This is a genomic window from Actinoplanes sp. GCM10030250 (assembly GCF_042666575.1).
GTDB lineage: Bacteria > Actinomycetota > Actinomycetes > Mycobacteriales > Micromonosporaceae > Actinoplanes.
This window is the reverse complement of the sequence record NZ_JBHTDO010000001.1, coordinates 378,081-392,072: the sequence shown is the minus strand read 5'-3', so window position 1 is coordinate 392,072 and position 13,992 is coordinate 378,081. Positions and strand designations below refer to the sequence as shown.

The window sequence follows — 13,992 nt, the reverse complement described above, 5'->3', positions numbered from 1 at the left end:
GCTGTACTCCCTACCGCCGGAGGCGCTCCTGGGTCAGATCGGACAGCGGCTCGGCCGTCACGGTGGCGAGCAACCGGCGGTCGAAATATCCGATCTCCACCTGAGTGCCCGGGACGCTGAGGGCGGTGGGCAGCCACGCGTACGCGATCGGGGCGGCGACAGTGTGACCGTACCCCGCGCTGGTGACGTGACCCACCGCGAAGCCGCCGGCGTACACCGGCTCGTGTCCCATCGGAACGTCACCGGTCTCCGCCACCACCAGGCAGGTCAGCTGCCGCTCCGGCGGCGTGGCCGGCCGGGGCCGGTCGCCCGCCGCGAAGCCCAGCCCCGATTGGAACGGGTCGTCCTCGGTGGTCATGTCCGTGCCCGCGATCCGGAAGCCGCGCTCCAGGCGCAGGCTGTCGTACGCGATGCGCCCGGCCGCGATCAGGCCCGTCTCCGGACCGGCCTGCCAGAGCGTGTCCCACAACCGCGGGCCGTATTCGGCCGCTGTGCGGATCTCCCAGCCCGCCTCGCCGACACCGGGAACGCGCAGCATGGTGACCGGGACCATGCCGAGATAGCCCTGCCGGGCCTGAAGGGGCCCGAACACGTCGGCGGCGAGGTCGATGCCGGTGAGCGGGGCGACCAGTTCCGGCGCGCGCGGCCCCCAGACGCCGAGAGCGCAGGTGCCGCCGGTGACGTCGCGGACCGTGACACCGGCTGGGGCGTGGCGCAGCAGCCAGTCCAGATCGAGCGGGCCGTGCGCACCGATCTCGAACCGGTCCGCGCCGAGCCGCGCCATCGTGATGTCGCTGCGGACGCCGCCCGCCGGGTCGAGCAGCAGGGCGGGGACCACGGTGCCGACCGGAACGTCGGCGTCGCTGCCGGTCAGCGCGGTGAGGAAGGCGGCCGGGCCGATCACCTCGAGCCGGGTCAGCGAGGTGGTGTCGAAGAGCGCGACGCGGCGCCGGGTGAGCCGCGCCTCGGTCTCGGAGATCGGGGACCAGTGCCGCGACGACCACTCGTCGCGGGGCCGGAGCTCCTCGGGCGGCGGGTTCGACCCGTACCAGAGAGGTTTCTCCCAGCCACCCGCCTCGCCGAACACCGCACCCAGCTCGGCCTGACGCTGGTGAAAGGGGCTGAGCCGCAGGTTGCGCACCGCCGGCGGGTCCTGCGGGTGAACGATGCCGTACGCCTCGGCGAAGCCCCGCATCGCCCGCTTCCGCACGTAGGCCGGCGCCAGCTGGGCCCTGTCGAACCGGTTGAGATCACACTCGTGCAGGTCGATACCGGTGCGCCCGTCGATCAGCCACTCGGCGAGAGCCTTGGCCGCACCCGCCGCATGGGTCACCCGGACCGCCTCGGCGACCCAGAGCCCGCGCGGCTCCAAAGCCTCGCCGAGCAGCGGAAAACCGTCCGCGGTGACCGCGAGGACACCGTCGAAGGCGTCGTCGAACGCGGTACCGCGCAGCGCCGGAAGCAGCTCGGTGGCCGCCGACCAGGACTGCTTGAAGGCGGCCGGGGTGAACGGCAGCATCGCCGGGTGCGCGTCGCCGGGCAGGTCGGCCAGCTCCACCGGCATCGGATCGTGCGGGTGGGAGCCGACACCGAGGCGGTCGCCGTGCGCCCGGAAGGACAGGCCGCGGTCCGGGTGGCGCAGGATCGGCAGGTCGTCGGTGCCACCGGCTGGTGTGGTCCGGACGTACTGATGGGCCATCGGCAGGAGCGGAATTCCTACGCCGGCCAGCTCACCGATCGCCGGGCCCCAGAAGCCGGCACAGCTCACGACGACGTCCGCGGCGTAGTCGTCGTCGGCGGTGCTCACCCCGGTCACCCGGCCGTTCACGGTCGCGACCTTGACGACCCGCGAGTTACCCACGAACCGGGCGCCGCGGCTCTCCGCCCGCGCGGCCTGCACCTCGACCGCCCGGGTCGCCGAGATCAGCCCGTCGCCGGGAACATGCAGCCCGCCGAGCACGACCGAGGGGTCCAGCAGGGGAAAGAGCGAGACGCAGTCCGCCGGGTCCACGATCGACGACGGGACACCCCACGACTGGCCGAACCCGAACCGGCGGTGCAGCTCGGCGAGCCGCTCCGGAGTGGTCGCCACCTCGAGGCTGCCGACCGGGGAGAAACATCCGAGTTCCGCGTACTTCATGGTCGTGTACCGGGCGAGCCGGGTCATTGTCCGCGAAGGATCAGTCTGGAAGACCAGGCCGGGCGAGTGCGAACTGGAACCGCCGGTCACCGGGAGCGGGCCCTGGTCGAGCACCGTGACGTTGGTCCACCCGCGCCCGGTCAGCTCGTCGGCCAGGGCGCAGCCGACCACACCCGCACCGATGATCACGACTCTGGGTCCGGCCATCCGGCTGCCGCCTCCCGTTACGCGGTCGCCTGCCGTCGCCGGCTGGGGCACCTCGGCACGATCCGCAGCAGTGCGCTGCGGCGCGAACCGAACCGGCGGGTCGCCAGCCGCCGGTTGACCGTGTTGCGCCGCACCGAGCCGTGCAGCAATCCGATCGCCTGATCAGTCATCTCCGTGTCCCCGCCTCCGCCAAGCCGTGGGAACAGGATCTTCAGGTCGATGGCGAGGGTCAATGGGCCGTTCCGCCTTTTACCTCTGCGCAACAAACCCCGGCATACTGCTGGCGTGGATCACCCGTACCTGGACGCGCCGCAACCGCTGGCCTTCGCCCACCGGGGCGGCGCCGCGGCCGGCGACGAGAACACCGCCGCGGCCTTCGAGCGGGCGATCAAGCTGGGTTACCGGTACGTGGAGACCGATGTGCACGCCACGTCGGACGGCGTACCGGTCGTGATCCACGATCCCGCTCTGGACCGGGTGGCCGGGCGGCCGGGCCGGATCGCGTCGCTGACCTGGGCGGACCTGTCGACCGTACGGGTCGCGGGCGCGGCGGCGGTGCCACGGCTCGACGAGGTTCTCGACGCCTGGCCGGAGATCCGGTTCAACGTGGACGTGAAGGACGACCGGGTTGTCGATCCGGCTGTGGCGACGGTACGGCGTACCGGCTCCGAGGACCGGGTGCTGCTCGCCTCGTTCAGCGACACGCGGCTCAGCCGGGTCCGCGAGCTGGCCGGCCCGCGGGTCGCCACCTCGCTGGGCATGCGCGCGGTCACCCGGCTGTGGCTGGCCGCGCTCGCCGGGGTACCGCTGCGGCTGCCGCCGTCGGTGGTCGCGGCCCAGATTCCGGTCCGGCATGGCAGGCTCACCGTGCTAACTCCGCGATTCCTCGCCTATCTGCACCGGTTGGGTCTGGCGGTACACGTCTGGACGATAGACGATCCGAATGAAATGAATAGGCTTCTCGACACAGGCGTGGACGGCATAATGACGGACCGTGTCGAAATCCTTCGAGATGTTTATTCGGCACGCGGCCTCTGGCCGGCCTGAACACCTACCTCTGAGGTAGGTGTTCAGAAAAGTCCCTGGTCAGGGAAATTTGTGCCGGATCGCTTGAACTACGGACATCATCCGTTCGGATGATGCCGAGGGTTCAGTAAAGAACCCATATTTTTTCCTTAAGTTCGGCATAAGAATTCAACAAAACTCGTCCCGGAATTGCTTTCTGTGAGACGGCCTCTTAACGTCTGGGCGATCGGTGCGCCGACCGGCAACCGAAGTCCTGGAATTCGGGGAAAAGAAGGTCACGTCATGCGAAGCTCGGGTCACCGCCGAACCCGGCTCTTGGCCGCCGGCGCCGTCGTCACCGCGGTGGGCGCCGTCATCGGATTCACCCAGTTCGCTCAGGCCGCCGACACCAGCACCAAGGCCGCCACCGAGAGCGGAGCGGGCAAGGTCGTCGGCAACAACCTGACGATCCTCACGGACACCTGCATCGACAGCCAGCTCGAAGCGCACGACGGCTTCCAGAAGGGCAGCCGGTGCGTCTCCACAGAGTTCGGTGAAGTCGGCGTGGCCGCCAACAACCCGACGCTGCTGATCACGCAGGCCCCGCGCACCGTCACCGTCGGTACCCCGTTCACCCTCCAGGTCAGCACGCGCAACCTGATCCGGGACCGCTTCCTCGCGGCCGGGCAGGGCGGCTACTACGTGGAGAGCAGCGTTCTGCAGAACGGCCTGGTCCGCGGCCACTTCCACAGCGCGTGCCGGATGCTGACCAGCACGAACGAGGCGCCGGACCCCGCGCCCGTTCCGGCCTTCTTCGTGGCCACCGAGGACCGTCAGGGCAGCGCCACCCCGGACACGGTCGCCATCCAGGTGCCCGGCCTGCCGCAGGAGGGCACCGCGCAGTGCTCCTCGTGGGCCGGTGACGGCTCGCACCGGATCCCGATGATGGAGCGCGCCAACCAGACGCCGGCCATCGACTCCGTCCGCATCACCGTCAACGCCGCCGGGAACAACGGCGGCGGCAACAACGGTGGTGGGAACAACGGCGGCGGCAACAACGGCGGCAACAACGGCGGTGGCGGGAACAACAACGGCGGCGGCAACAACGGCGGCGGCGGCAACAACAACGGTGGGAACAACGGCGGCGGTAACAACAACGGCGGTGGCAACAACGCCGGCGGTGGAAACAACGGTGGGAACAACACCAACACCGGTGGTGTCAAGCCGACCAAGCCGGCCGCGACCAGCCCCGCGGCCCAGCCCTCCGCCACGACCAAGACGACCACCAAGGCAACGCCCCGGGCCACCACCGCGACCCCGCGGACCAACTCGACGACGACCGGATCCGGCACCTCGAACGAGGACGACGAGCAGGCCAACAGCAGCAACAACGGCAACTCGAACGGGTCCTCCAACGAGTCGGACGAGTCCACCAGCGAATCCTCGAACTCCTCGAACGGCAACGAATCGGCTGAGGAGCCCGAGGAGACGAAAGAGCCCGCCCCGGCCAAGACCAAGAAGGCCACCCAGCCCGAGGCTGACGAGACCGATGGTCCCGACCTGGCCGGCGGCACCGACAACGGCGCTCCCGACGACTACCAGTACGACAGCGGCGACAGCACCACCGGCAAGACCCTGGCCGAACCGCCCGCCGAGCAGAGCGGACCGCTCTCCCTGGTGAGCAACAACCTGGTCTGGGTCGGCGGCGGCGCCGTCTTCCTCCTGGTCATCCTGATCGCGGCCGCCTTCATGCGGAACCGCCCCCGCAACAACTGGCGCTGACCCGCCGGCGGAGCACCGAAACACCGCAGCACTGAAGCACGCAACGGGCAGGACCTCAGCGGAGGCCCTGCCCGTTCGCGTTGCGGCAAAGCCCGGCCGGCACCCCCGCGGACGCCCCGCACGTTCGCGCTGCGGCAAAGCCCGGCCGGGCACCCCCGCGGACGCCCCGCACGTTCGCGTTGCGCGCAAAGCCCGGCCGGGCACCTCAGCGAGTGGCACAATCTTGCGAGATTCGGGGTCCGAGGCGGTTGATCGCCGAAATGAAGGGTAGCCTTACCTGCCGATACGTCCCACGGCAGTGAGGTGCAGTCATGGCGAACCGCCCGGCGCGACCCGCCCACGAGGGCGTGGTCACCCGAGTCGAGCAGCTGACCCCGCACATGGTGCGCGTGGTGATCGGCGGGGAAGGCCTCAGCCGGATCGAGGCCGGGGAGTACACCGACCACTACATCAAGGTGCTCTTCACGCCGCCCGGCGTCGACTATCCGGTCCCGTTCGACATGGGCGTGATCCGGGAGACCATGCCCCGCGAGACGTGGCCCCTCGTGCGGACCTACACGGTGCGCAAATGGCTCCCCGAGCTAGCCGAGATGTGGGTCGACTTCGTGGTGCACGGCGACGCCGGCATCGCCGGGCCGTGGGCGGCCCACGCCAAGCCTGGTGACGTCTTCCGGTTCATGGGTCCCGGCGGTGGCTACACACCGGCCGCCGACGCCGACTGGCACCTGCTCGCCGGCGACGAGAGCTGCCTGCCGGCGATCGGGGCCGCGCTGGAGCGGATGCCCGAGGGCAAGCCGGTCCGGGTGTTCCTCGAGGTCTCGGGCCCCGAGGAGGAGCAGAAGCTGGAGTCACCCGCCGGCGCCGAGATCACCTGGCTGCACCGGGGCGCGCGACCTGTCGGCGAGCTGCTGGTCGAGGCGGTGCGCGGTACGCCGTTCCCGGCCGGCCGGGTGCAGGCCTTCGTGCACGGCGAGGCGACGTTCGTCCGCGACCTGCGCCGATACCTGCGACTCGACCGCGGCTGCTCGCTCGACCAGCTCTCCGTCTCCGGCTACTGGCGTCGCGGGATGAACGAGGACGGCTGGCAGTCCAGCAAGCGCGAGTGGAACGAGCAGATCGAGCGTGAGCAGGAGACCACCGCCGCGGTGTAAGTGGTGGTCGTCGCCTGTGACCGTACCCACCTCGGCGTGTGGGCGGCTCCCGGCAGGACCATGATGGTGCCGTGGCGATCCGGGAGAAACAGGCGGTCAGCCGCCGCCAGGGACAGCTCTTCACGCTTGTCGCGCTGCTCCTGGCCGCGGTGAACCTGCGGCTCGCCGTGACAAGCGTCGGGCCGGTCCTCACCGAGATCAGGGCCGGGCTCGGCATGAGCGCCGCGGCCGCCGGGTTGCTCACCTCCGTACCGGTGCTGTGCTTTGCCTCGATCGGTCTGGCCGCGCCCCGCCTGGCCCGGCGTTTCGGCGCCGCGCGAGTGATCGCCGGTGGGCTCGCGCTGCTCACCGCGGGTCTGGCGGTGCGGCCCTTCGCCGGCGGGACAGTTTCGTTCCTGCTGCTCAGCGCGGTCGCGCTGGCCGGAATCGCCCTGGTCAACGTGCTGCTGCCGTCGATCGTGAAGGACCGTTTCCCGGATCGGGTCGGCAGCGTCACCGGCCTCTACTCGATCGCGCTCAACATCGGCGCGACCACGGCCGCGGCGGCGACGGTGCCGCTGACCGGCACGTTCGGCGACGACTGGCGCCTCGGCCTGGCCTGCTGGGCGCTGGCCGCGATCATCGCGCTTCCACCGTGGTTCCTCATGGCGCGCGAGCGCGACGTCGCGGGTGGTCCCTCTTCCGACCAGGCTCCGGTACGGGTGAGCCGGCACCCGGTCGCGTGGGCGCTCGCCGTGTACTTCGGCATGCAGTCCACCTCGGCGTACGTGATCATCGGCTGGCTCCCCCAGATCTACCGCGACGCGGGCGTCTCCGCCGAGATGGCCGGCGTGCTCTTCGCCGTCACCTCGTTCCTCGGTGTCCCGCTGACGTTCCTGCTCTCCGCGCTGGTCGGCCGGTTCCGCAGCCAGAGCGCCATCGCCCTGGTCCTCGGCCTGTTCGGCATCGCCGGCTGGGCGGGCCTGTGGGCCTCTCCCGCCGCCGCTCCGCTGCTGTGGGCGATCCTGCTGGGCGTGGTCAACACAGCGTTCCCGCTGGTCCTGACGATGATCGCGCTCCGCGGCCGGAACCCGTCGACGGTCGTGCGGCTGTCGGCGTTCGCACAGGGCGTCGGGTACCTGATCGCCATCCCGGGACCGATCCTGATCGGCGTACTCCATGAGGCGACCGGTGGATGGCGCGTACCCCTGGCCCTGATGGCCCTCCTCATGATCCCCCAGATCCTCGCCGGCATGGCCGCCGGCCGCGACCGCCAAATCTGACCCCCGCTCCCGCTCCCGCTCCCGCCCAGCTGGCACTCAGCGGGGTGTTCGCGCGCGAAAGACACCCCTCACGCCCAGCCCAACCGCCCGGCTGGCCTCCAGCGGGGTGTTCGCCCACGAAAGACACCCCTCACGCCCAGCCCGACCGCCCGGCTGGCCTCCAGCGGGGTGTTCGCCCACGAAAGACACCCCTCACGGCCAGCCCGACCGCCCGGCTGGCGTCCAGCGGGGTGTTCAGGCGCCAAAGGCACCGCTCACGGCCAGCCGGGTCTGTTCGCCGAGGCGGAGACGTAAGGTACGTCGATGGGGCAGGTCGTGTGGCAGTCCGGCGAGGCTTACGAGGCGTATGTCGGCAGGTGGAGCCGCCGGGTGGCGGAGACCTTCGTGTCCTGGCTCGACGTCCCGGCGGGCCGCCGCTGGCTGGACGTCGGCTGCGGGACCGGAGCGCTGACCGCCCGGATCCGCACCACCGCCGCACCGCGCGAGGTCGTCGGCGTCGACCGCTCCACCGGTTTCCTGGCTTCCGCCCGCACCGAGGGCGTACCCCTCTGCGCGGGTGACGCCGCCGCCCTGCCCCTGGCGAACGACACGTTCGACGTCGTGGTCAGCGGTCTGGCCCTCAACTTCGTCGGCGATCCACCATCCGCGGTCCACGAGTTCGCCCGGGTCGCGGCTCCGGGCGGGACTGTCGCCGCCTACGTCTGGGACTACGCGGACGGCATGGAGATGATGCAGCACTTCTGGACCGCCGCCCTCGAACTCGATCCCGCCGTGATCCGCGGCGACAGCTTCCCGATCTGTCACGAGGACGCCCTGGCGAACGCCTGGACCGCCGCCGGCCTGCGCGACGTGACAACCCGGCGGATCGAGATACCCACCGTGTTCGCCGGCTTCGACGACTACTGGCAGCCGTTCCTCGGCGGACAGGGCCCGGCACCCAGCTACGTCGCCACCCGTCCGGAACCCGATCGCGAGGCCCTCCGCAGCCTGCTGCAATCCCGCCTCCCGATCGCCCCCGACGGCTCGATCCCCCTCACCGCCGCCGCCTGGGCCGTCCGCGGCACCCCCTGACTCAGCTGGCCGCAGTGCTGCTTCGCACGCCGCGAAACAGCACCCACAACCAGCCGCCCGCCGCCGGGCCGCCGCCGGCTCAGGTGGCGGTCGGGGTGAGGGCGCGCAGGCGCAGGAGGATCGGCTCGAACTGGTCCATGAAGAGGCTGTTGATGGCAACGAATGAAAAGCCGTCACCGCGCCGCCGCACCAGCTCCTCCGCGATCTCGTCCGGCGACCCGATCAGGAAACTCGCCCCACCAGCCGCGGCCATCGCCCGCGCATCGCCTCCGACCTGGCGTGACAGCCAGTACGGCAGTGCGTCCACGCTGGGCGCCACCGCCGCCGCGTTGAACTGCAACTCGACCTCCCCCGCCCGGTCACCAGCCATCTCACGGAACCGCACAGCCGTCCGGGCCAGCTCCGCATACGGCGTAGCCGGCGGCAACCCGAACGTCACGATGTCAGCCTGCGCCGCCGCCAGCCGCAGCATGCCCGGCTTGGACGCGGCGATCAGAATCGGCGGCGGCTCGGGCAGCTCGCGGACGGCCCCGATGGTGTCAGCCACCCGGCGCAGCCGCTCCCCCGGTGTCCCGAACGCACCCGCCAGCGCGATCGCGTCCCGCTCACCACCCGGCCGCCCGCCGCCGAGGCCGAGTTCCAGGCGGCCGTCGCTCAGCGTCTGCAGGCTCTTCGCCTCCCACGCCACCTGGGCCGGGGTCCGGTTGGGTGCGCTCAGCACGTAGGTGCCGAGGCGCAGGCGTGTGGTGATGGTGGCGGCCGCGGCGAGCGCCGCGAAGGGGGGCAGCGTGAACAGGGTGTCCGGTACGAGCAGCACGTCGTACCCGAGATCTTCGGCCCGCCGTGCGGTGCGGGCCCAGTCGGCGCCGGAGTGGGCCTGCCCGGCGACGACGCCGAATCGGAACGCACGCTCAGTCATTCCGCCAGCCTGGCGGCTGAGGGAGCGTTCCGCGTCAGCCCGGGGGCGGCATCTCTCGTACGCCCGATGTCGTATCCGCGGCCACCCAGACTGCCGTGACCACCAGGTCCCGCGAGATCAGACAGCGGCCGTGCAGGGTGGTGAGCGGCTCCCCACCGTCGATCCTGGTGCCGTCGATCCCCAGCTCAGCGGTGAAGGTGTGGGTGGCCGGGTCGATGGCCAACCGAGCGTCGGTGAAGCCCAGCCAGCGCCGGGTCAGCGGGAACCACGCCTTGTAGACGGCCTCTTTTGCGCTGAACAGCACCCGGTCCCAGTGCACGGAGGGATCGGCACGGGTGAGCTCGGCCAGGTGCTCGACGTCGCCGGGAGCGGTCACCGCGCCGATCACCCGGGGCGGCAGCGGTGCGTGCGGTTCGGCGTCGATGCCGAGGCTGACCACATCATCGGTACGGGCAATCGCCGCACCCCGATACCCGGAACAGTGCGTGATACTCCCCGCCACCCCGTCGGGCCACACCGGTTCGCGTCGCGGTCCGGACCTGATCGCCACCGGCGGGTGCCCCAGCGAAGCCAGTGCCTCACGGGCGCACCGCCGAGCGGTGACGAACTCGTTCCGCCGGCCCGGGGCCGCGGTCGCGACCAGGTCCTCCTCGCCCGGGAAGCACTGCTCACCGGCCTCGTCGGCGAACGCCTCAGCGGTGACGACCGACGACGGCAGCAGGGCTTCGAGCACCCGCCGAGTGTGCCATCCTCACCGTTCCCGCCGTTTGCGCACTCCGACCAGCAGCGGCCACATGGCGGTGGCGTCGCCGTCGTCGACGATGCTGCGCTCGACGTCGGACAACCACTGGTCCCGCTGCGACTCCGTGACGATGCCGAGGGAGACCGCGGCCGGCGCCACACTGCGATAGGTGGCGGCGAGCATCCCGCCGGAGGCCCGCATCGGCTCCATCCGCCCGGTCACCTCGATCCCGTCCGGCGCTCCGATGCCGGCCCGGGCGAACAGGGACGGCAGCCGGAACCCGAGCCGGACGTCCTTGCCGGCGGCGGTGAAGGTGCCGAGGAAGACCCGGCGCCATTCCTGCACGACGGGCAGCAACGGGTCGCAGTTCACCGTGTCCATGTCGTAGTCCTGCACCACGAGACAGCCGCCCGGCGCCGTCCACTCCCACAACCGGCGCAGCATCGCCACCGGGTCGGCCATGTGGATCAGCAGCAGCCGTGCGAACACCAGGTCGAACCGGCCCCGCACCTCGTGGGTGGAGGCGTCACCGGCCTGGAACGAACACTGCCGGTGCCCCGCCGCGTGCAGCATGTCGACTGCCGCCGCACCGATACCGGCGTCCACGTCCAGCCCGACCACGGCACCGTCCGGGCCGACCCGCTCGGCCATCAGCCGCATCGTCTCGCCCGGACCGCAGCCCACGTCCAGGCAGCGTGCGCCGGCACCGAGCCCGGCCTGGTCGAGCTGCACCACCGTCGCGGGTTCCCAGATCCTCGCCTGCAACCGCAGGCGCTCGTACTCCGCGCTGGTACGCCCCAGCACGTACCCCTCGGTGGTGGTCATCGTCGCCTCCCGGCTGTCGTGTTGTGTCGCCAGGCTGGCGCGCGGGGGCCGGTGGGCTCATCGTGGAACGACTACTGAGGTTTCACCGGAGCGACGATGACGCGGGGACACGAGACGGAACTGTCGCTGCTGGCCGAGGGCCTGGCAGCGGCGGCATCCGGCAACGGCCGACTGCTGGCCGTCGAGGGACCGGCCGGCATCGGCAAGACGACACTGCTCGACGCCGTTGCGACGGAGGCGGCCGGTCTCGGCATGACCGTGCTGCGTGCCCGCGGCAATCCCCTCGAGCAGGACTTCGCCTTCGGCATCGCCCGTCAGGTGTTCGCGCCGGTGCGCTCCACCGCCGCCTGGCCGGAGATCTGCCGGGGCGCCGCCGCGCCCGCCGACCGGGTGCTCACCGCGGATCCGCCACCGCCCGGCCACGGCGTCGAGACGATGTACGCCGCCGCGCACGGCCTGTTCTGGCTCACCGCACACCACGCCGGCCGTTCTCCGGCGGTGCTCTGCGTGGACGACGTGCACTGGGCCGACTCACCGTCGCTGCGCTGGCTGGTCGGCCTGGCCCGGCGCATCGACGAGCTGCCGATCACCATGGTCCTGGCGACCCGCACCGGTGAGCCGGTCGCCGATCCGCGCATCCTCGGTGAGCTGCTCGCGGGCGCGGCGCCGGTGCGGCCGGGCCCGCTGGATCCGGCCACGACAGCCGCGCTGGTCCGGGCGGGCCTGCCGGATGCGACGCCGGGCTTCGCCCGGGCATGCCACGAGACCACCGGCGGCAATCCGTTTCTGCTTTCAGTGCTGATTTCAGAGGTACGGGCTAAGCGCACCCCTCTCGACGAGAACTCGGTGCGGGCGGCACCCGATCGTGTCAACCGCTGGGTGGAGCAGAACCTGCGGCGGCTGCCCGCCGGCGCCGAGGACCTGGCCCGGGCGCTCGCCGTCCTCGGACCGGCCGCCACCGTCCGGCACGCGGCCGAGCTGGCCGGGGTCTCCCCGGAGCGGGCCGCCGCCCTGACCGACGCGATGCGCACCTCGGGCCTGCTGTCACCAGGGCCGGCCCCGGTCCTCGCGCACCCGATCGTCGCGGCCGCCCTCTACGACGGGACCGGCCCGGGCGTCCGCGGTCTCCTGCACGCCCGCGCCGCCCGCCTGCTGGCCACCGGCCGGGGTGATCCGGAGCGGGCCGCGCTGCACCTGCTGCACACCGAGCCGGGCAGCGTTTCCGAGGCGGCCGGGCAGCTGCGGGCGGCCGCCCGGCACGCCACCGCCCGCGGCGCCCCGGAGGTCGCCGCCACCTTCCTGCAGCGGGCTCTCATCGAGCCGCCGGATGATCCGGCTGCCGAGACCGCGATCCGGCTCGACCTGGCTCTCGCCCTCGCCGCCGGTCCGAAGGCCGGGGCGACCGAGCTGGGCCGTGCCGTGGTGGCCGGCATCGAGGCACCGGCGGACCGGGCGGACGCCGCTCTCCGTTGTGGCCGCGCCTTCGCCATCAACGGCGAGCAGCACGCCGCGATGGGGCTGTACCGGCTGGTTCTCGACCGGCCGGACGGCGTACCGGGAAGCACGCTCGCCCGGATCGAGGCCGAGTGGGCGGCGAACGCCTGCACCGACAGCCGCACCCGCCCGGCGACCGGCGCCGGGACCTATCGGGACCTTCCCCTGTGGCGGGTCAGTGCGGCCACCGAGGCGACCTTCGACGGCCACCCACCCGAGGAGTGTCTCGCCGCGCTCGCACCGCTGCTCGACACTGGAGCGCTGACGGCCGAGACGGACTCGCTGCTGTCCACCGCGTCCGCCGTCATGCTGACCGCGTGCGGATATCTCGATCACGCACGGGCGCTCGCCGAGGACATGATCGCCGACGGGCTGGCCCGGGGATGGCCGGGCCGGGCCGCACACGGCCGGTTCCTTCGTGCCATCGCCCTGCTCCCGTCCGGGGCGGTCAGTGAGGCCGCGGCCGAGGCCGGTGCCGCCCTGGACTTCAAGATCACGACGGGCACCATCCCGGGACCGGCCATTCTGTGGGCACTGACTCCGCTCGTCGAGGCAATGGTCGAGAGCGACCGCGCCGACGAGGCCGACGCCGTGATCACCGCCGCCGGGGTCGCCGACCCTCCGCCGTACGCGCTGACCGCCCCGATGTTCCTGCAGAGCCGGGCCCGGTTGCGGCTCGAACAGCATCGCCCGGCCGACGCGCTCGACGATCTCCTGAACGCTGCCGCACGCTGGGCCGAACTCCGTGTCACCCACCCGGTGATGGCGTCGTGGCGGGCCGGTGCGGTCCGGGCGTACCTCGCCGTGGGCCGGGCGGAGCAGGCCCGCCGGGTGGCCGCGGAGCATCTGGAGGCGGCGGTGCGCACCGGGGCACCCGAGGCCGTCGGCGCGGCCCTGCGAGCGTCCGCCCTGGTCACCACAGGGAGCCGGCGGATCGAGCTGCTCGAGGAGGCCGTACGGGCGACGGCCGGCACGGCGACCCGGCTGGCGTACGCGTACGCCCTGCACGACCTCGGCGCCGCCCTGCGCCGGGCCAACCGGCGCACCGAGGCCCGCGATCCGCTCCGCGCCGCCCTCGAGATCGCCGACGGCGGGGGCGCCATCCGGCTCGCGCGACGAACCCTCGAAGAGCTGCACGCGACCGGCGCCCGCCCCCGGCGCACCGCACAGCGCGGAATGGCCGCACTCACCGACGCGGAACGGCAGGTCGTCGACCTCGCCACCGAGGGGCTGACCAACCGGCAGATCTCCGACCGGCTGACGCTGAGCCGGCGCACCGTGGAGACCCATCTGGCACACGCCTATCAGAAGCTCGACATTCACTCCCGCAGCGAGTTGACGGGCGCCGCCGGGCGGTGAATCACCCCACCGTGGACCGACTTTCGAGGGACGTG

The 13,992-nt window shown here is 72.0% G+C and carries 10 protein-coding genes and 1 pseudogene; 6 read left to right on the top strand and 5 right to left on the bottom strand.

The window, feature by feature from the left end; translation table 11 throughout:
- Nucleotides 1–10: 10 nt before the first annotated feature.
- Together ACFQV6_RS01805 and ACFQV6_RS01800 are read right to left on the bottom strand one after the other, a co-directional pair.
- The gene (locus tag ACFQV6_RS01805; protein ID WP_378025489.1) at nt 11–2,347 is read right to left on the bottom strand and encodes an FAD-dependent oxidoreductase; all 2,337 of its coding nucleotides are present in this window, start codon (nt 2,345–2,347) and stop codon (nt 11–13) included.
- Between the two features lie 17 nt (nt 2,348–2,364).
- On the bottom strand, nt 2,365–2,517 hold the full coding sequence (locus ACFQV6_RS01800) for a hypothetical protein (RefSeq protein WP_378025488.1): 153 nt from the start codon (nt 2,515–2,517) through the stop codon (nt 2,365–2,367).
- Between the two features lie 115 nt (nt 2,518–2,632).
- On the opposite strand from ACFQV6_RS01800, the gene ACFQV6_RS01795 reads away from it, so the two are divergent.
- The 5 genes and pseudogenes from ACFQV6_RS01795 to ACFQV6_RS01775 all read left to right on the top strand — a co-directional run bounded on the left by ACFQV6_RS01795 (nt 2,633) and on the right by ACFQV6_RS01775 (nt 8,618).
- The gene (locus tag ACFQV6_RS01795; RefSeq protein ID WP_378025487.1) at nt 2,633–3,394 is read left to right on the top strand and encodes a glycerophosphodiester phosphodiesterase; all 762 of its coding nucleotides are present in this window, start codon (nt 2,633–2,635) and stop codon (nt 3,392–3,394) included.
- Between the two features lie 411 nt (nt 3,395–3,805).
- Nucleotides 3,806–4,351, top strand: a pseudogene (locus ACFQV6_RS01790) (Pecanex-like protein 1); the annotation flags it as partial.
- Between the two features lie 1,094 nt (nt 4,352–5,445).
- A complete protein-coding gene (locus ACFQV6_RS01785) occupies nt 5,446–6,285 on the top strand; it encodes a siderophore-interacting protein (protein WP_378025486.1) in 840 nt (279 codons plus the stop codon).
- Between the two features lie 71 nt (nt 6,286–6,356).
- Nucleotides 6,357–7,547 (top strand): CynX/NimT family MFS transporter, encoded by a 1,191-nt coding sequence (locus ACFQV6_RS01780; protein WP_378025485.1) that lies wholly within the window; start codon nt 6,357–6,359, stop codon nt 7,545–7,547.
- Between the two features lie 303 nt (nt 7,548–7,850).
- On the top strand, nt 7,851–8,618 hold the full coding sequence (locus ACFQV6_RS01775; protein ID WP_378025484.1) for a class I SAM-dependent methyltransferase: 768 nt from the start codon (nt 7,851–7,853) through the stop codon (nt 8,616–8,618).
- A 79-nt stretch (nt 8,619–8,697) separates the two neighbouring features.
- Here ACFQV6_RS01775 and ACFQV6_RS01770 read toward each other — a convergent pair whose 3' ends face one another.
- From ACFQV6_RS01770 to ACFQV6_RS01760, 3 genes are read right to left on the bottom strand one after another with little or no spacing between them, the layout of a single operon-like run.
- Nucleotides 8,698–9,537, bottom strand: coding sequence for an LLM class flavin-dependent oxidoreductase (locus ACFQV6_RS01770; protein ID WP_378025483.1), 840 nt, complete (start codon nt 9,535–9,537; stop codon nt 8,698–8,700).
- A gap of 34 nt (nt 9,538–9,571) precedes the next feature.
- Complete coding sequence (locus ACFQV6_RS01765; RefSeq protein ID WP_378025482.1) at nt 9,572–10,270, bottom strand: 4'-phosphopantetheinyl transferase; 699 nt, start codon at nt 10,268–10,270, stop codon at nt 9,572–9,574.
- A gap of 18 nt (nt 10,271–10,288) precedes the next feature.
- Complete coding sequence (locus ACFQV6_RS01760; RefSeq protein WP_378025481.1) at nt 10,289–11,104, bottom strand: class I SAM-dependent methyltransferase; 816 nt, start codon at nt 11,102–11,104, stop codon at nt 10,289–10,291.
- A gap of 96 nt (nt 11,105–11,200) precedes the next feature.
- On the opposite strand from ACFQV6_RS01760, the gene ACFQV6_RS01755 reads away from it, so the two are divergent.
- Nucleotides 11,201–13,957, top strand: a complete 2,757-nt coding sequence (locus ACFQV6_RS01755; RefSeq protein WP_378025480.1) for an ATP-binding protein — start codon at nt 11,201–11,203, stop codon at nt 13,955–13,957.
- The last annotated feature ends 35 nt before the right edge of the window (nt 13,958–13,992 follow it).

Bases quoted from the DNA above. Each gene is read 5' to 3' on its own strand.
- ACFQV6_RS01800 (WP_378025488.1), bottom strand. From the start codon at position 2,517: ATGACTGATCAGGCGATCGGATTGCTGCACGGCTCGGTGCGGCGCAAC.
- ACFQV6_RS01785 (WP_378025486.1), top strand. From the start codon at position 5,446: ATGGCGAACCGCCCGGCGCGACCCGCCCACGAGGGCGTGGTCACCCGA.
- ACFQV6_RS01805 (WP_378025489.1), bottom strand. From the start codon at position 2,347: ATGGCCGGACCCAGAGTCGTGATCATCGGTGCGGGTGTGGTCGGCTGC.
- ACFQV6_RS01755 (WP_378025480.1), top strand. From the start codon at position 11,201: ATGACGCGGGGACACGAGACGGAACTGTCGCTGCTGGCCGAGGGCCTG.
- ACFQV6_RS01770 (WP_378025483.1), bottom strand. From the start codon at position 9,537: ATGACTGAGCGTGCGTTCCGATTCGGCGTCGTCGCCGGGCAGGCCCAC.
- ACFQV6_RS01775 (WP_378025484.1), top strand. From the start codon at position 7,851: ATGGGGCAGGTCGTGTGGCAGTCCGGCGAGGCTTACGAGGCGTATGTC.
- ACFQV6_RS01760 (WP_378025481.1), bottom strand. From the start codon at position 11,104: ATGACCACCACCGAGGGGTACGTGCTGGGGCGTACCAGCGCGGAGTAC.